The 18,124-nt window shown below is 59.3% G+C and carries 13 protein-coding genes and 1 pseudogene; 9 read left to right on the top strand and 5 right to left on the bottom strand.

What is annotated here, in order from left to right:
- Positions 1-27: 27 nt before the first annotated feature.
- Positions 28-1,377, top strand: coding sequence for a PD-(D/E)XK nuclease family protein (locus tag NKG98_RS04145; RefSeq protein ID WP_254768404.1), 1,350 nt, complete (start codon positions 28-30; stop codon positions 1,375-1,377).
- A 36-nt stretch (positions 1,378-1,413) separates the two neighbouring features.
- On the opposite strand, the gene NKG98_RS04140 is transcribed toward NKG98_RS04145, so the two are convergent.
- Positions 1,414-2,505, bottom strand: coding sequence for a hypothetical protein (locus tag NKG98_RS04140; protein ID WP_254768403.1), 1,092 nt, complete (start codon positions 2,503-2,505; stop codon positions 1,414-1,416).
- Between the two features lie 465 nt (positions 2,506-2,970).
- Between NKG98_RS04140 and NKG98_RS04135 the strand changes: the two genes are divergently transcribed.
- The 6 genes and pseudogenes from NKG98_RS04135 (at position 2,971) to NKG98_RS04115 (ending at position 9,793) form a co-directional block, all read left to right on the top strand.
- On the top strand, positions 2,971-3,582 hold the full coding sequence (locus NKG98_RS04135; RefSeq protein WP_254768402.1) for a hypothetical protein: 612 nt from the start codon (positions 2,971-2,973) through the stop codon (positions 3,580-3,582).
- A gap of 524 nt (positions 3,583-4,106) precedes the next feature.
- Positions 4,107-5,390: a hypothetical protein gene (locus tag NKG98_RS04130; RefSeq protein WP_254768401.1), complete on the top strand. Its 1,284-nt coding sequence runs from the start codon at positions 4,107-4,109 to the stop codon at positions 5,388-5,390.
- 545 nt (positions 5,391-5,935) lie between these two features.
- Positions 5,936-6,004, top strand: a pseudogene (locus tag NKG98_RS19075) (zinc-ribbon domain-containing protein); the annotation flags it as partial.
- 87 nt (positions 6,005-6,091) lie between these two features.
- Positions 6,092-6,448 carry a hypothetical protein gene (locus NKG98_RS04125; RefSeq protein ID WP_254768400.1) on the top strand — a complete coding sequence of 119 codons (357 nt, stop codon included), beginning with the start codon at positions 6,092-6,094 and terminating at the stop codon, positions 6,446-6,448.
- 88 nt (positions 6,449-6,536) lie between these two features.
- Positions 6,537-7,862, top strand: a complete 1,326-nt coding sequence (locus NKG98_RS04120) for a restriction endonuclease FokI C-terminal domain-containing protein (RefSeq protein ID WP_254768399.1) — start codon at positions 6,537-6,539, stop codon at positions 7,860-7,862.
- 422 nt (positions 7,863-8,284) lie between these two features.
- The gene (locus NKG98_RS04115; protein WP_254768398.1) at positions 8,285-9,793 is read left to right on the top strand and encodes a site-specific integrase; all 1,509 of its coding nucleotides are present in this window, start codon (positions 8,285-8,287) and stop codon (positions 9,791-9,793) included.
- Between the two features lie 117 nt (positions 9,794-9,910).
- On the opposite strand, the gene NKG98_RS04110 is transcribed toward NKG98_RS04115, so the two are convergent.
- From NKG98_RS04110 to NKG98_RS04095, 4 genes are all read right to left on the bottom strand, one after another.
- Positions 9,911-10,252 (bottom strand): hypothetical protein, encoded by a 342-nt coding sequence (locus NKG98_RS04110; protein WP_254768397.1) that lies wholly within the window; start codon positions 10,250-10,252, stop codon positions 9,911-9,913.
- A 128-nt stretch (positions 10,253-10,380) separates the two neighbouring features.
- Positions 10,381-11,379 (bottom strand): tyrosine-type recombinase/integrase, encoded by a 999-nt coding sequence (locus NKG98_RS04105; RefSeq protein ID WP_254768396.1) that lies wholly within the window; start codon positions 11,377-11,379, stop codon positions 10,381-10,383.
- Positions 11,380-11,518: 139 nt separating this feature from the next.
- On the bottom strand, positions 11,519-13,108 hold the full coding sequence (locus NKG98_RS04100; protein WP_254768395.1) for an oleate hydratase: 1,590 nt from the start codon (positions 13,106-13,108) through the stop codon (positions 11,519-11,521).
- A gap of 631 nt (positions 13,109-13,739) precedes the next feature.
- Positions 13,740-15,380 (bottom strand): MFS transporter, encoded by a 1,641-nt coding sequence (locus NKG98_RS04095; RefSeq protein WP_254768394.1) that lies wholly within the window; start codon positions 15,378-15,380, stop codon positions 13,740-13,742.
- A 478-nt stretch (positions 15,381-15,858) separates the two neighbouring features.
- Between NKG98_RS04095 and NKG98_RS04090 the strand changes: the two genes are divergently transcribed.
- Both NKG98_RS04090 and NKG98_RS04085 read left to right on the top strand, forming a co-directional pair.
- Positions 15,859-17,130: a hypothetical protein gene (locus NKG98_RS04090; protein ID WP_254768393.1), complete on the top strand. Its 1,272-nt coding sequence runs from the start codon at positions 15,859-15,861 to the stop codon at positions 17,128-17,130.
- Positions 17,127-17,990 (top strand): hypothetical protein, encoded by an 864-nt coding sequence (locus tag NKG98_RS04085; RefSeq protein ID WP_254768392.1) that lies wholly within the window; start codon positions 17,127-17,129, stop codon positions 17,988-17,990. The genes NKG98_RS04090 and NKG98_RS04085 overlap by 4 nt, the downstream gene beginning before the upstream one ends.
- Positions 17,991-18,124 lie beyond the last annotated feature (134 nt).

Here is an 18,124-nt window from a genome sequence, read left to right as displayed (position 1 = left end):
GATTTTCGTCGTAGGAGACTGAAGGGTATGAGCCGAAGCATCGCAACGGAACTGACGAAGATACAGCGGCGACTTGCTGCGCTCCCGGAGGCCGAAGAGCCTCCACCGACCACGCTGCAGGTACTTGGCCGGAGCACGCAAGAGCGTGACTGGCAGCAGTTCCTCGTTCATTTTCTGACGCCTGACGCTTCACATGGGCTCGACCACGCTGTCTTAGAACATGTACTCGCTGCGCTGTCTGCCCGTGATGATTCGGAGTACGCGTTTTCGCGGTTTGACATCGATGAGATACAGATTGCACAAGAGGTGTCCACGTCGGATGGCGTTCCAGACGTCGTGATGTGGGCGTCCGATGAGTGGTTCATCTGCTGGGAGTTGAAAGTCCACGCGGCAGAAGGAGAAGACCAGACAGATCGGTACGTTGGCGTCGATTCGTTCGGCGGGATCGGGCTTGACAAAGCCGACGTACCTACTGACGGCCAGCACTACGTGTTTTTGGCCCCTGAGTCGGCGTCGTCGCCGGCTGCAGACGAATTTGTGCATGTTTCGTGGGAGTGGCTGGCGGCAGAGTTGCAGTCGTTCTTGATGGAGAGTTACGATGAGTATCCGGCGCGAACCACGGCGCAGTTGAAAGACTTCGTCGACACGATTCGGAGTGAACTCACGATGACTGAGTACCAGGAGAATCAGCAAGAGATGGTGGAACTGTATGTCGAAAACTACGGTGTGATCTCTGACTTAGAGGCGGCGTTTGAGGAGGAGTGGTCGGAGTTTGAATCGGCGTGGGGGCGGCGGCTGGCGCAGACGCTGGATGATGCTGAACTAATTGAGGATGCAGATGTGCCGGAGGAGTACGCCGCGGTCCGGGTGGAGATGAAGTCGGGTGAGCGTCGGCAGTGGACGTTCCGTCAAGGGAAGTCCGACTGGTCGTGGCTATTCCCCAGGGAGTGGTGGACGAAACTGGATGAGAGTCGAGCGGTTGCGGATGCGACGAAACCGAACGCGCGGGTTGGACTGGTCCACCGGCTTGACTGGCATCAAACGGAAGCGGTCCGGGATCACACGTTGGTTGTGTACCTTCGAAACGCGCCGTCGGGCCACGATAGCTTCTATGATAATTTCGCCACGCGGTTCAGTGACGCCCACGCGGAAATCGCGGAGGCGATTGACGGAACGAAGTTCACGATTACGGGTAACAAGTCGAATCTCCTCCGTGCTGAGTACCCCATCAACGTCGATGCCCACGCCGACTTCTTCGACGCGTACGTGGACGCCTTGGCCCAAGCTGTCCGGGAAGTTGCTGTCGAAAACCCGGAGTTGGTCGAGAGTATCGACCGGCTGTATGAGGCGACAGTCGCGGAGGACGTCTCAGTGTAACCTGCGGGAGAGTTTGCCCGGCCGCGTCTGTGAGCCTCAGTCCGATGTGAATCCGATTGGAACGGTGAGTGGAGTAGCGGCCTCGCCCCATGCTAAGTACCGATACTGGCGGTAGCGTGATCCCTGTCGTGGATCCAGGCCAGAGTAATCGATTACCGGTGACGGCTCGTCTGAGTCTTCTCCGTCCTGCTCGTCGTCTGGGTACGTCAGCAGCGCCGCACGGATTGAAGCACGCCGGCTCACATCCCGCTCCTCGGGTTCAAGCAAGTACTCGTGCGATTGCAAGACCTCCTTTTGAGACTGGGTAAGGGAGTCCCGCGTCGGCCGTGCTTGAGTAATCGCGTCGCGTACCTCTCGACCACGACGCTCAACATCGTTGACGACAGCTCCAAGGACGTCCCCATTATCGGGCTCAAACAGCGGTTCTCTATCTATCAGGTTCCCTGGGAATCGGGAGTCCAGTAATTGACTCTCGTATCCGCGTAGCTGCTGGTACCCCGCAGTTGGGGCTGTACTGCTGTGTGTTCGGAGTGGGGCACCAACGAGCGTCGCGCGTGTGAGCGTCTTGATCTCCGACCACGTGTAGAGGAAGTCGGAGTCGATACGATGGTACGCGCGTGGCTCTGAGTACCGCGGTTCGGTTTTGTCTTTGAGGTAGACCGATGAGAATGTCGGGCTGGATCCGCGTACTGGCACCCAGAACGCTGTGTACTCGTGCAGGTCGTCCTGGTGTTTTGGGAGTGTGGCGAATGCTTCGACGTCGAGGAAGACGGTCGTGCCTAGCACGTCGCCGAGGCCGGTGAGGTCAGTGACGACTGGGAGTGCGTAGAACGTGAGTCCGGGGAGCGGAGCGCGGCCGAGTAGTGTTTTGGCCTGTTGGCCGTTAAACGGGAATTTGACTGCTGTCTGCGGGTGTCCGGGGTCGAAGGTGCGGTCGTCGATTTCACTGTAGACGGCCTTGTACTGGAGTTCGAGCCGTGATGCGGTACTGAATTCGATGTCGTATCCCCCCTCGGCTTCCTCATGCTGCGTCGGGACGATAGCGACCCCTGCATCAAAGTCACCCTTTGCTAGCTGTTGCTGCGTCGCATTCACCAGAAGCGACGACTCAGAAGGGTAATTAGTCATATACTGACCGTGGACGCTTTGTGTGATTATTCTTCGCCCGACACCCCGGCGGAGGATCCTGTGTCCGCAGTGGCGATGCGCCTCGCATCACAGGCCCTGTGGAAAGCGACGATTGGAGAGACCCCCTGTCGACACCCGGACAACACGGCACGCAGGAAACCGCTGATGGAAACGAGGAATTAGAACTGCGATTTCTGCGTTCTGATTCCCTTTCTTATTCGCTTCTAATTCCACGGAACGTGATATGTACCGCAGTGCCGAGATCGAGTGCCTGAGATCTTGAAAGTGGCGTTAAGCGTATGAAAGAGATAGGTGTGAACCAGCTAACTCGGCTGTTTTCTCAGAGTTTATATTTGAGTATGGAACCGGATTTTCCGTGGTGAATCGAGGGGGTAAATTGCAAAGATCGGATTAGATCTCACGGCTCACTTTTGTACCCCCCAAGGGCAATAAGATGGGTTGCGAATGGATGAAATAGAGCAACTGCGAGAAGAGATCGAGGACCTCCGCGCAACAGTTGAGGATCTTAACTCGAAAAAGCCCGGGAAGCAACTGCGAGAAGAGATCGAGGACCTCCGCGCAACAGTTGAGGAACTTGACTCGAAAAAGCCCGGGAACGTCGAGATCAACCACCTGCTACAGGTGCTGACAGGCACTGAGCTAGACAACTACTCAGACAGTCCACTCCAGCAGCGAGCAGTGGTCGGTGAGTTCAGCGAAGACATTGATGAGATAGAGCGAACGGTCGCTCGCCACGATGACATCATCGATGAATTAGGGAGCAGAGAAGCAGCGGGGCCAGCGGAAGCATGGTACGCGACGCTCCAAGCAGCACGCCGATTACAATCCAACCCAGATCACTCCCTCTCAGAGAATCGCGTCCGACTCCACTGCGACAACATCGCTCAAGCAACGGGGAAGACGAAGCGAATGGCATCGAATTACATCGACCGGTTCGCTGATGAGAAGGACGGAGTCACGCACCGACCGCACGAGAAACCAAGCCCGCAGAATAACCACGAGCAGAAACAGAAGGCGCTGATCATCGACTTGGACATCTGGGGAGACGATGACTGACCGTCAGGAGCCGAAGAAACGCTTCACCACTCCTCCTGTCGTTGACGAGAAGTGGCCCGTGGTGAAACGTTTCTTCGCCCGCAAAAGGCATCGCCGGGTGTGTCGAGTCGATCACGCTCGGCGTTCGAAACCACCTCCAAGACCCGACTTGATCAAATCGGTCTGGTACGCCGTGTAAATAACACTTCGCTACTGCCGAGTGTACTTGCTTCTGCGTTGCTTCTGCGTTAGAGCGGCTCTCGATGGTAACTCTGTGAGAAAGGAACGCTCCAATATCGGGCGAAGAAATCCTTCGGTGGGTAGCTGGCTCAACTCACGCACCGTCAGTCATCACACGTGCGAAACCAACCCGACTCACCCGAGTAATTGGTGAGAAAGTTTCTGCGATGAAACCTCCATAACCCAGCAACACCGACGGAATCAACGTACCTATCGAAGCCTTCTCAGACGCCTATAGCCAGTCTAATCTCTCTTTGGAGCGTCCCAGTCCTGAGTATTAAACGTCAAACGGTCATACCGAGTGTATGTCGAGAGGCCCACCGTACGATACGGACGAACCGAGCACTCCGTCACTGGACTGGGAGAGTATGGCTCCAGAATTAGACTTCCCGGACAGGGATATCCGCCTCCTCCCGGGATGGGGCGGGATGGTTCGAGAATCACCAGACGAAGTGTATGAATTCGGGGACTTCAATCCACAGCCCGATGACCCGAACCCCGACGTGTGGCCGCTGGAAGACTACGACCCCGGCTACCCTGCCGACCTTGACGACCTCGTCCTGATCACAAGCTCAGCCCCAGCTCCGAACGTCGCGTGGGTCACCAGAGACTACCTCAAAGCGCTCAAAGGCTACGACCCGACTCGACAAACTATCGACATCGAAGAGCTCCCACCCTGGCACCGCCCGGACACCCCAACAAGAGACGGCACCGTCGACGTGGTCGCCACCAACGATGCGATCAGATCGATGGACATCACCCCCGACCGAAAAACAGCATTAACCCGACTTGCCAACCTGTGGAACGGTGAACTTGTCCGCGGACACCACCTCCTCAGAGACAAGCTACCCAGTTGGATAGACATCTTCGGAGACCTCGATCAGACTGAGCTCAAGCGCCTCGTCGTCGACCCCGAACACGACTATGAGATCGCACGCGCGTTCGGTGACCACTCGTGGTACAGACGAAGTGCGTCAGTCTACACGGCCCCGAAATCCATCCTCAGAAAGAAGGTCTGGTACAGTCCAACGCTGAAAGGGAAAACTCTCATCAACCAGCACTCAGACCTCCCGTCTCTCCGCGGCGACCCCAACGAAGGATTGCCTCATCGCGTCGCCGTCGGCCTCGCAACCGTTCGAGAACGCCACCGCGGCCGTGTCGTCGAAACATACCGTGACATCCGTGGATACACCGTTGATATCGCCAGCAAGGACGACGACGACGTCATCTACGTCGGAGAAGCGATGACAGACCACAATAACTGGCAACTTCACCGAGACACGTACAGAAAACTCGACCGGCTACATGACGAAGGGATGCAACCTTACGTCGTGTTCGATTCCCGAACGACGGCCTACCGCGTATTCAATCACTGGCATACCCACGAGTCACTGAATGCGGAACTTCCAAAAGGACCGTTCGGCTCCGACCCGAACATCACCACCGGCCAAGCGCGTATCGAAGACGCATACGAACGCACAAACTGGAGCATCCCAACCTGGACCACCACCTCTGCCCTCTGGAACGACACACTCGGCGACGCCGACACAACCATCGACACCGACTACATACTATCAAAAAATTGGTAATCACACCTTCCGCGGTACCCACGCCACCACCCCTAAATGGGGTACAATACACTAGTTATACTGGTCTCTGAGGCGATGCTCACGTTCCGTTCCACAGTAGTCTGAAGGGGTTCCGCAGTTGGTTTTGGGTGCGGAAGATCTACCGGTGACTGGCAATTGTCCGTGTGGTGTCAATACCGGATCTCTCCGATCTAATTGGAACTGCGCGTGAATCGTCCAAAACCGAAGGGCTGCAAGCGAAATCTATGCAATATGGTCGTGCTCTCAGTCTGCTATTGATACTCATATCACGGTTGTTTCGTCCGTACATTACGGATGTGACGAATGTTCCAAATCCGCACCTCGGGATTCTAATGCTGTTTTACACCGATGTCTACGTAACGAGATGACGCCGATGGTGACGAGGGTGTAGTCATGACCGTGGTGGCTGCAATTATCGGTCATCGTCTGGTAAGATACGGTTCACGTGGCTGCAGTACCGCAGGTCGGATTGAATTCAGCAGGCTATGCTCATCGCTAAGAACGAAGAAAGCCATTGTTAGCGTATGTCATACTGCCCGAACTGTGGACAGCAGGTAAAGGATGAGCACTACTACTGCGGCCAATGTGGCCACCCGCTCGCTGAGATCGGGGGCGACACAGACCAGATACCTCCGACAGGGACGGCAGCGAGTCGCCGAGGGTTCCTTAGCGGGCGTTCAATGGAGTACCTGACCGAGATACTGAGTGAGGAACGGGAACTGGATTCTGGGACAGTCGGCTACTCGAACCTATCTAGAGATATCGGAGCTGGGTTGGCGGATATTGCGACAGTGGCTCTTGTTGAGGACGTCAATTTGCTCGCCCTTGTTCTCGATAATACCGGTGACGCCGACGTTCTAAGTCAGGATATACAGCAACTCAACCGTTCTCAGATAGAGGAACGAATGATGTGGATGGGGTTGTTACTCGTGCCGAGACTGTACGACCGTGCATTTGGAACGGAGTGGGACAACGAGTTCTCAGAGCGTCTGGAAGAACTCTCAGAGAAGGCTGCGGAGTTCGATAAACAACAGTGAGTCAACTCAAGAACCGGATTGAAACGCGCGCGGAGCTTACAATCTCTGCCGCGTGGGTTTTTGTCTCCGCCGGGATATTGTGGGAACAATGACCGATCCCTCTGAATTGTTCGAAGCGTTTCTTCAGAGCGACCGAGCGCAATCACGATATCGTGAGCGCAATGAGAAGCGCGATCAGGTTCGGGATGAACGTCTCCTTCCATTGTTGAATCAGTTTCTCGACGGGGAAATTGCGCTTGAGGAATTTAAACCGCGCAACGACGGCCTCAACAAGCAACACCCGTACTGGGGGTTTGATGGGTTCAACGGGCAGATGCATTTCAACCAGATGTGGAACGCAACTCCCGATCAGGAGGAGCTCGCTGTCCACCTACGAGAGATTCTCCCCAAGCCCGAGTCAAGGGCCGAGGCTGCGGAGCGAATCAATGCGCACGCCGACTTGGCGCAAACCTACCGCGACAACAGCATCGATGCAGAGCCTCGTTACAAGCCTGCGATGTTCTTTCTCAGTTACTTCTGGCATCTTCAAGCGCCGACCGAGTATCCTGTCTTCTACGTCACAAGTGAGCGCTACTTAGAAGATCACGACCGGTTCGTACAGGATGGAGAATACGGTGAGGACTACGTCGAATTCATCGAAGCACTGGACGCGTTAATCGACCGTGCCACAGAAACGACAGATGCCGACTGGGAATACCGAGACATCTCGAATGCGATCTACTGGGATCGAGAACTCCGCCCAGAGTGGGAAGCAGATGAGGAAGAGGACGTAGATCCGACGGGCAGTTCTCAGGAGGAAGATGTTCTCGCCAGCTTCCTCCCACCTATCGTCTCTGACCTAAGCGCTGTCGCAGAACGAGACAGTGAGACTGAAGCAGAATACGAAGAGCAAGACAGAGATCTAGCCGTCGTCTTCGAGGAGAAGCTCCACCACTCGTTCCGAATCCTCGGCTTCGATGTCGAAGAACTCGGGCAGGGATCCGGTCGTCAGCCTGACGGTATCGCTACCGCCGTTCGAAATGACTACGCCATCATCTACGACGCAAAAGTCCGCGGTGACGGCTACTCCATCGCCACGGACGACCGGGCGATTCGAGAGTACATCGAGACCCACGCGCGGCAGTTGCGCGATCAAGGCGTTCGTCGCATCTACTTCGCTATCGTATCCTCCACGTTCACTAATCCCGATCAGGGCACGCTCCGTGAGCTCCGCGAGACGACTGCCGTAGAGAGTATCGTATTCCTCAGTGCTGATTTACTTGAGGAACTTATGGTACTCCGTCTCCGGGAACCGTACCTGAATCTAGATGATATCCGGGCAGTGTTCGGAACGAGAGACGGCATCTTCCGCCGAGAGGAATTGAACAACGTCCTCCCCGACTGGAGAGACGTCACCGTTGATGAGTTCCTGTAGGCTACCGACACTCCCTGCTACGCGTTCGTATCAGTGGCCAGCAGGTCAGATAACTCCAAGAGTCGGATGTCATCACGCGTGTCAGCGGCGTTTTTAAGATCTAATTTTGGAAATCACGATTTCATTACCGAGGGTTCTGAAGAAGAAGTTGTGGTGATTGTTTCCTAGTTGATAATGAGAGGAAACCATCGACTCGTTCCTCCGAATCATTGCGTTCGTTTATATACTCGGCCGCTGAAAGGCTCCTGGACGATGTCTGTGCGACAGTTGTTTTGTAATCGCATGACTACGGGGCGATACACAGATCAGTTACGACTGTAGAACTCCTCAATATCGGGGCCTCCTGGCCTGGGTTTTTATATATTATCGGCTCAGGGCCAGCCATTATATACAACTGGTTAATATGCCGGTGCACCTGAACGATGAGAGAACATACGTTGGAACCAATCACTCCTCAGGAGGCCAAAGAGACGTATCTGGATGAGCGGGAGAACGCCAGGTACGCGACTCGACGGACCATCGAAGACGTCGTTGAACTCTTCGTCGAGTGGACCGAGGAAGATGGGATTGAGAACATGAACAATATCAGAGGTCGTCAGCTGCGACAGTTCAAGAACTGGTGTCAGAACACCTCCGACAACAACACCGTGAGCCTCAACGGGATTATGAGCGCCGTGCGTCGGTTTCTGGTTTACTGTGTCGAGATCGAAGCGGTGTATCCGAGCGTGCCGAACAAGACACCGATTCCGAATGTTCCTGACGATGAAGACGTGTCGGACGAGAAGCCGAGCGACGAACTCGTTGAGGCAGCGCTCGACTACCTCGAAACACACGAACCATGCTCACGTCGACACGTCGAGTACCGCCTAATCAAAGAACTCGGGAACAGAGTCGGCGCGATCCGTGCAATCGACGTTAGGGATGTGGACGTTGAGGAGCAGGTGATTCGGCTTCGACATCGCCCCGAGAGAGGGTTTCCGGACGAGCGCGGAACGCCGCTGAAAAACGGCACGGACGGGCAACGCCATCAGAACATTTCGAGGGGGCTCGCCGAGCTGATCCGTCGCTATTTGAACAGCCCGCAGCGTCACGACGTGGAAGACAAGTTCGGGCGGAAGCCACTGTTGACCACGGAGAACGGCCGACCAGAAATCACGACGATTCGACGTGACCTGTACAAGCTCACACGCCCTTGCGAGTTCTCGGGGGAGTGTCCGTACGACCGGAGCATAGACACGTGTAAAGCCACAAAGAGCCGATACGCGTCCGACTGTCCGTCCAGTCACAGCCCACACCCACTTCGGCGGTGGTCCATAGAACACCAGATCGAGAGCGGTGAACCGAAAGATCACCTCGCCGACCGCGTTGATGTGTCGGTCCCGGTGTTGAACAAACACTACGATAGGCGATCTGAAGAGCGGAAACGGAAGCACCGCCTTGAGGTACTGGAGAAGATATTCGACGGCTACGGCGACCCTGAGGCAACCATCGACGCAGGGGAGCTCGTAGAGATGTTCCTCAACAGCGACGGGACCGTAGACACGGAAGCGCTCGTAGAATACAACGCAGACAGAGAGGACAGTGCATCGACGGAGTCGAAGGCGGAGGAGACGGAAACAGCGAAGGAGCAGTCCGAACAAGGGACTGAAGAGTCGCCGCCTGAGGATCAGGCGACGTTCGACCGGTTCTCCGACGGGTTCACGAGCCCGTTGCACCCGGTACTCGTACCGGTGTTCGCTGGAATCGCTGCTAGTGGGCAGATGTTACGTCGCCTCCGCCGGGAATTTGGAGCGCTGACCTCCAGTCCCGGGACGGCGCTTCGGCCGAGCCGCGGACGGGTACTAAAAGGTGCGACCGCTTACACGCTGTTCGTCGGGTTGATAGCGTTCAACCTCGTGAACCTCGGTCTGGTTCCCAGCGGAGTGCTCTAACCAGCTCCTGAGGCACCTGCACGCTGTGAATCAGTCACAGGTTGACGTCATATGCATGGGATCGAGACGATGCAGAATGGCGAACGCCACCATCACGATGCTCTATGTGTACGATTACTACTGAGAATTCCGAATCCGTCGCTTGGCCCTGTGTTCCAGCACTTGACGAGCGTGGTAGGAGTCGTTACGGTCGGCTTCCGCGACTTCTTCAAACGTCTGGCGAGCGATTTGTTTGGTTAGTAGCTCTCCATCCTCGATCTTCCAGGCGAACGGTTCGTCAGGATCGAGTCCTCGCTCCCGCAGCATCGACCCGTCCACTCGTAGCGACATCACGAGCTCGTCGCCGTACTCGACCGCTTGTTCGCGGCTCAGTACGATGTTATCGAGATAGCCGTCGTCGCTTGGCGTCGGTGTGGCCCATTCTACGCGCCACTCGGAGCCGGGTTCAGTAGATGACATATCGATAGGTGAGGCCGGGCAACAGAAGAACCCGAGTGGTCACTCGCTACGCTTCCGAGACGGTGTGATCGGCGCAAAGTGATGTGGACCCTCAGAAAATTGGGGCAAGTGGTTACTGGACGGTGTCCTCAGATTTCGTCGAGGTATCCGCGGCGTTGTTCCAGTTTCACCTCCGCTGATCGCTTGTCGTAGTGCTTATCGAGCACTTTCCGGCTCACGTTCATTCGGTCGCTGACTACCTCGACCGGCACGTCTTCCGTGAGGAAGTGCGTGATGCTGCCGCGGCGAATCGCGTGCGGACCGACTGCTTCCTGGCATTTCTTATCCTGGCCCTGGTGACAGTCGGGACACGACTTCCGGAGGTAGCACGGCGCAGTGACCTGGTACACCTTCCGACGGATCGTACTCCGAGTCATCCGTCCCTGTTCCGTGGTCAGTAACGGGTCTCGTCCGTGGGCGTCAGCGACGTCGTGTCGGAACGTTTCGACGTGCTCTTTGAGTGCCTCCGTGAGTTCGGGCGACAGAGCGATTAGCCGCTCACCGCTCTTCCCGTTTTTCAGCGTCGTGCCTTGATCGGGACGGTGTACGAGTTCGATTCGCTCGCTTTCGAAGTCCACGTCGGTCAAGTCGAGCGAATTCGCGGCTCCGATGCGTATTCCGGTCTCCCAGAGCAGGGCGAACAGGACGTGATGCATCGACGCGTATTCGTACCGTGAGAGATGCTCAAGGAGCTCCTCTGCCCGTTCGGTTTCGAGAATCTTCTCGCTGCTCTGTTCGCTCCGTCGAACGCGAGGGATCATCAGCTTCGAGTAGAGGTTCTCCGGAACCGCTTCTACTGAGCCAGCCCACTTGAGGAAGACGCGGAACCCGGACATCAGGTTCTTCATTGTGAGCGCGTTGACATCGTCGTCGTCGGCGATCCAGAGTCGGAAACGCTGAACGTCACGGCCCGACAGGTGGTTTAGGTTGTCGATGTCCTCAGCGTCACACCAGTTCAGGAATTTCTTCATCCGGTACCGGTGGTTCCGGACGGTCGAGTCTGTGCAGTCGGTCGCCTTGTGTTCGAGGAACAGCTCAACCCCGGTCTCGGGATCGAGCGGTTCGAGATCGTCTTTGTCCGTGCTCATCGTTCTCACGGACCGCCAGTAGAGAGCGTCTCCGACGCACGAACGACATCGAAGAGTCAACTCGTTCCTCGCGTTCTGTCCGCCCCAACCCATCGAACGGGCAACGGGCCGTGACAGGAAACGGCACGGCCGCTGTCAGTCAATCGAACGAGGCGCTCACTGCATCCGCGAGTACGCCCGGCTTGCGGTAGTGCTTGTTCACGGGTGGAATCTCCGCATCGAGGTCGAGCAGTTCGTAGACGGCAGTCATCGCCGTCCGCACCGAGTACTCGACGGTGAACACGACGTCCCGAGGGAGGTCGGCGTACTGCCCGAGGAACGCCAGGTTGTTCGAGCCGTCGGGAACGACGGGGGGACGGTCGCCGGGCTCGCGGGGCTGGAAGTGGGCCGTGATGAACGGCATCATGCACGGCACGCAGTCCACGTCCTCCAGGATCTCCGGCAGGCGGTCCTCACACTGCACGTGATAGGCGATCTCTTCGAGGATCTCCCGGCCGGTACACTCGGACATCTTCTTGTCGACGTAGTCACCCTCCCGGTCCGGGAACAGCGCGTACCCCCAGAGGATTTTCACGTCGTCGGGCTGGTTCGCGAAGTGCGGGTCGGGTACGAGGACGGTGGACAGAAGCCACGACGAGTCGACGTAGGTCACCAGCCCGTTGCCCGGTTCCTCGTCGGTGAACTCGACGATGTGATCGAACAGGTCGGTGTTCTCCAGCGTGACGGTAAACGACTCCCACTTGGTCTCCTGGACGTTGCCCGCGAAGACCTCGGGATCGCCGAACTGCGGGTTGTCCTCGGCGATCGACTTCCACAACTCCCAGGAGGCACCCGTCTCGTTCGTTTCGGGCGCTTCGTCCCACGATCCGAGGTCCGAGCCGTCGGTCATCGAACCGTTGGTGAAAAAGACCAGATCCGTCGGGTCGACCACGACGCTCTCGGTGCCGTCGTCGGTCTCGTAGTGGAGTCGCTCGACGGTTCGACCCGCTCGCGAAGTCACGATGTCCATGTCGGTCACGCGACAGTCGTGCTGGAAGTCGACGCCACGGGTTTCGAGCCAGCGCCGAAGCGGCAGGACCATCGAATCGTACTGGTTGTACCTGGTGTGGTCGACATCTTCCAGCGTGTGTAGACCGGGGAATACGTGGAAGAAACGGTACATGTATCGCCGAACTTCGGCGACGCTGTGCCAGGGCTGGAAGGCGAAGATCGTCGCCCACATGTACCAGAAGTTCGTCTCGAAGAAGTCGTCGTCGAACCACTCCTCGACCCGGGTGTCTCCGAGTCGGTCCTCGGGTGTCAGCAGAAGTCGAACCAGCGAGATCCGGTGGCGCATCTTCAGTTCGTACTGCGAGGCGTCGAGGCGGGTGCCGTCCTCAACCAGCCGCGTCTCCGCGTAGGTCTCGTGGATCTCGTTGTATTCTTTCATCTCCGCCGTGACCGAGGTACTCGGGTCCTCCAGCGACGGGATCGTCCGGAAGAGGTCCCAGGTACACTCGTAGACGGGTAAATTGAACATGCGCCCACCGCGGGTAACGTACCCGTCGTCGGGGTTGCCTGCACCGTCCAGGGCCCCGCCGACGACGTCGAGTTTCTCGTAGAGATGAACGTTCTCGCCGGGCATGTTGCCGTCGCGGATCAGGAACGCGGCGGCCGCCAGTCCGGCGATGCCGCCGCCGACGACGTGGGCTTCGCGCTCGGCGACGTGTGGCGTCCGTTCACCGGGCATACGATCCCTCCAGCGGTACGTTCGTTCGGGAACGATCGTGGGCCGTCCTCCGGTCTGTACTCGCCTGAACTGCTGGTAGTGGAGTCATGGCTCGTCCACCGGATCGCTGCCGACCTAACGGGTGTGCCTGACGTTTCATTGCAGTCGGAGATAGAACGTCCCCGCCGCTAACGTTTTACAGGATATATACTGCAATTCATACCGGCTGTCGTAACTGTATACGCTACGACACTCCTACGGGCGGTCGATGTGACTGTGAGCGATCAACACACTCCACTCGAGGAAGCGGTTGAGATACGTGTGATTCCTGTCCGTCGGCTTCGTTCCCTCGGGCTTGCGGTCTTGTAGGTACAGTTCGACTGCTTCGTCTGGCGCGATTGATTCGGGCATTGTTTGATTCCGAATCGCGCCACAGCGGGCCTGTACGGCCGAATTTCCGGGGAAGTCGGCGGTTCGAATCCACCCCGACCCACTCGTTCCTTCCTGGAGGCAAACGACCGGACTCCGGCGCGGTCACGGCCGACGTCGTCCCGAGTGGATCGGTAGTAACCGTCTGACATCCCTCGAACCGCCCCGAGTCGACCGAGAGGACGACGGCTCGCATCCGCGGTGTCCGGGTTGGTGGGTTCGGTTAGTCCTCCACGGCCGTGTCGGGAGACTCACGCGTCGAACCCCGGGACGATTCGGGCTGGTCGGTTTCGTCGTCGCCTCCCGGTATCTGCCGCGGCAAGAACGTCGATGCGACGAGCAGGAGCAACACGACCAGTACGAGGAGGAGCAGCCCCGCCCGTTGCGCGTCGAACATCGCAGCCTCGAAGATGCCCTCGAGCAACTGTCGCTGGACGGGAGTGAGTTGGTTCAGGAAGTCTTGCTGCGTGGCTTCGGTCGCCGTCTCTGCGGCATCTTCGAGAGCGATCACCAGGTCGTTTCGTTGCTCCGTCGAAAGGGTCACGTGTTCCGCTCGGAGCACTCTATCGACGACGCCGCCGTAGAAGTGTCCGAGAAAATACGAGCCAACGACTGCCGTCCCCAGGGAGAACCCGATCGAGTAGCTCACGTTCAGGACTCCGGATGCCGCGGCGGAGTCCGCGGTCGGCACGGCCGACATCGTCATATTGGTGATCTGTGCCAGTATGAGTCCGACGCCGGTTCCATACAGCGCCACCGGGATAACCATCCTGCTGATCGTCTGATCGGGGCCCGTCTGCTCGTACAACAGCGCCAGTCCAACGCCAATACACACGATACCGATCTGGATGAGCGTCTTTGGCGAGATGTACTTGCGCCAGCTAGTCGAAAACGTCGAGAAGAGGATCGATGCGAGCGAATACGGTAACAACGCGAGCCCAGTCTCGAAGGCGGTGTATCCGAGTACCGCCTGGAGATAGACCGGGACGATAAACAGGAAGCCAGCCGAGACTATCGAACGGAGATTGTACGTGATGACACCGGACAAGAACGTCCGGTTCGTCAGTACGTGCAGCGGAACGAGCGGTGACTTCCCGGCACGTTCCATTCGGCGTTCGTACTGGACGAACGCGGCGAACGCGAGGAGTCCGCCCCCGAGAAACCAGATCGCCGGCGACGTCCCGAGCGGATTGAACTGCATCTCGCCGACGAAGAAGGGCCGCCGTTGGACTACCCACCCGTACTTCCCGCTCAGAACGAATCCAGTGACGAGCGACGTCACGCTGACGATGGATAGCGCCGTCCCACCGCTGTCCAGCGAATCGCGCGTTTCTGAGAGCGGGTTCGGACTCACGTACTGAGCGAAGAAGAGAACAACCCCCACACCGACGAGTTGCAGCGTAAATCCCCACCGCCAACTCGCGTACGTGGTCAGTGCGCCGCCGATGATCGGTCCGAGAGTCGATCCAACCCCGCCAACGCCAGCCAACAGTCCGAACGCCTTCGCCCGGTCGTCGTCTTCGTAACTGACTATCAGGACGGTAAACGTCAGGGGGAATATCACGGCGGCCGCGGCACCCTGGATGAGCGACCAGCCGACGTAGAGGACCGTCGTACTCCAGCTAATCGACGCCACCACCGTCCCGCCGGCATAGGCGATCAGTGCGACCGTCAGTACACGCCGAATACTATGTCGGGACGGCAGCGTACCGGCCGGGAGAATCAGCGCAGCCGTCACCAGCGAGTAGAGTGAAACCGCCCCCTGAATCACGGTGACCGTGGTATCGAAGTCGTCTACCATCGTGGGGATCGCCACGTTCATCAGGGATGCGTTGAGGACCACGATGAACGTCGTCAGACTCACGGCGATCGCTGGACCCCAGTGTCGTACTCCCGCCTGTAAGTCCGTAGAGAGACGGGAATTCCCGTCGGAAGGAGGCCCATCCGGGGGCATAAGTGGTCTAACACGTGTGACCCTCAAATAGCATGGCCCGGTATTTCTCCGGGGACCAACTGCGTCACCCGCGGCGATTGCGGGACTTCTACGGCGTCGACCCACGTCGTCGACGGCGACGTGACGAACCCGCCACTCGCCGACGGCGGGTGTGACGGTGCGTTCAGACGCCGCCGAGGCGCTCCGTTCGATGTCACGTTCCCGGGTCTCGACGGACCTCTCCGAAGCGAAGCGACCGTCCGCCTCACAGCCCACCGACGCATCCGCCCGTGGCTGCCCGTTCACGCGGTCCTGTCGACTCCGTCTCTCGAACGCGGTAACGTGTCTCGGCTGACAACGTGTTCCCTATCGGATGATTTTATCTCCCCGGCCGACCACCACTCGGTGAATGAAACTGATCGAGTTCGTTCGCGAGCGCCGGTGGGTCCCCGTCTCCGGGTACCTGATCTACGTGGCGGCGCTCGCGGCGGGCTACTACTACAACCTCACCTTCGTCCAACTCGGGTTGATCGACCTCGGGACGCGCCTCGTCGGCCTGCCCCCCGGAACGGTCTCGATGGCGATGGCGGCGCTCGCGCTCCTGACGCTCGTCGTCGCCGTGACGAGCGGGGTCCTGATGGACCGCCGCGGGACGAGCGCCGACCTGTACGCGAAGTTGCGCCTGCTGTTCGCGGTCGTCCTCGTCCAGTTGGTCCTGACGGCCGCCGCGCCGTACGTGCGTTCCCCGTGGCAGTTCGGGCTCTGGGTGGCGGTCTGTGCGCTGCCGCTCGGGGTCGGGATTCCGGTGACGTTCAGCTTCATGATCGACTTCGTTCCCGTCCGGGACCGGGGGTACGTCGCCGCGGCCGTGGCCGGCCTCTCGTTTTTCGCCGCGGCGCTGTACCCGATGGAGTGGCGCATCGAGGAGTTCAGCGCCGTGATGGCCGCCGCGATGGCCCCCGCCGTCGTCGTCCTCGGCGTGCTGTCCCTGCGTCGCGTCCCGTTCGTCGACGCCCTCGCGCGACAACACGAGGCGTTCGGGACCGGCCGGTTCTGCCGCCCGGAGCCGATTCGGACGACGAGCGCCACGTTCTGGGGGCTCGTGGCGCTGATGTTCGGCGTCTTCTTCGTCGACAGCCTCGGCTTCCTCAGGATCATCGAGACACCGATCTACATCTACACGTCGTGGCAGTCTCCGGAGGTGGGGACTCGGCTGTTCATCGCCGGCGTGCACCTCGTCGGCGCGTTCGTCGCCGGGGTCCTGTACACGAGCTTCGACCGGAAGTGGCTGTTCCTCTGGGTCTTCGGCCTGTTCGCGTTCACCCACCTCCAGTACGTCTTCCACATCCGGTTTGGCTCGGACGGGACCCCGCCGCTTCTGATGCCCATGTTCTACGTCCTCGCGGTCAGTTTCTACACGACGCTCAACTTCGCGCTCTGGCCGGACCTCTCGACGCCCGAGACGGTCGGCACGCACACCGCCCTCGGCGTCGGCATCGCCGGCTGGCTGGCGACGTTTCTCAGCACGGCGCTGGCGCTGTACTCCGAGGGAATCGGCCTGCCGCTGCTGACTCACCTGACGTACGTGAACGCGCTGGCGCTGCTGCTGGTCGTCTCGCTGCCGGTGGCGCTGTACGTCCACCGGATGGTTGAACTGGCCCGGGGGGTGTCCGCGTCGTGAAACTGGAACTCATCCCGCTGTTGATCCTCGCGCTGTTGCTGCTCTCGGCGGGCGGTGCCGACGTCGAGACCGCCGAGTTCGTCATCGAAGGCGATCACGAGGTCACGGACCACCGGGGGGCGCTGATCGTGGGGGACGCGACCGTCACGGTTCCCCCCGACGCCGAGGTGCCGGGCCCGGTCTACGTCATCGGCGGCGAGTTGCGAGTCGAGGGGACCGTCGCGGGGGACGTGACGCAACTCGCCGGAGTGCTCGCCCTCGAAGACGGCGCGGCGATCGAGGGACGACTCCAGCACGTCGCCGGGACGGAACGTACCGCGGACGGGGCCGTCGTCGCCGAGCGGACGGCCGTCGAGGTCACGCGGAACGATCCCGGCCCGGTCGCCGCGTACCTGCCGACCGCCCTCGCGACGCTCGCGCTGGCGCTCGCGGGCGCGTGGCTCTCCCGGCGGTGGCCGACGCTGCTGGAGAACGTCGGGGCGACCGCGCGCGACCACGCGCTGATCAGTCTCACGGTCGGCGGCCTCGTCTTCGTGACGTTCCTGTCGGTGTTCGTCTTCATGGCGTTCACGCTGGTCCTCGTCCCGGTGAGCCTCCTCGGACTGCTGCTCGGCGCCGCGGCGGTCGCCTACGGCGTCGTCGCTCTGGGATACCTCGTCGGGCGGCGACTGGAGACGCCGCGGGTCGGTCTGGCGACGGCCCTCGGAGTCGCCGTCGTGGTGGTCCTCCTCGAGGCGTCGAGTGCGGTCCCGGTCGTCGGGGACCTGCTCGCGATCGGACTCCTGCTGACGGGGTTCGGCGCGGTCGTCCTGACGTACTTCGGCCTCCGCCGGTTCGAACCCGTGACGCTCCCGGAGTGAGGGCGCGGCGGTCACCGGCCGAGGACGACCGGCACGTCCCCGGTTCCTGTCAGCCCTCTATCTCAAACGCGGTCCCGTGACGGGTCCGACAACATATATTTAGAACGACACGTTTATCCTCCCGGTCCGCGACG

Origin of the sequence: Salinilacihabitans rarus (assembly GCF_024296665.1) — an archaeon.
GTDB classification, from domain to species: domain Archaea; phylum Halobacteriota; class Halobacteria; order Halobacteriales; family Natrialbaceae; genus Salinilacihabitans; species Salinilacihabitans rarus.
The sequence above is the reverse complement of the archived record's forward strand: the minus strand, read 5'-3'. Positions and strand labels throughout refer to the sequence as shown.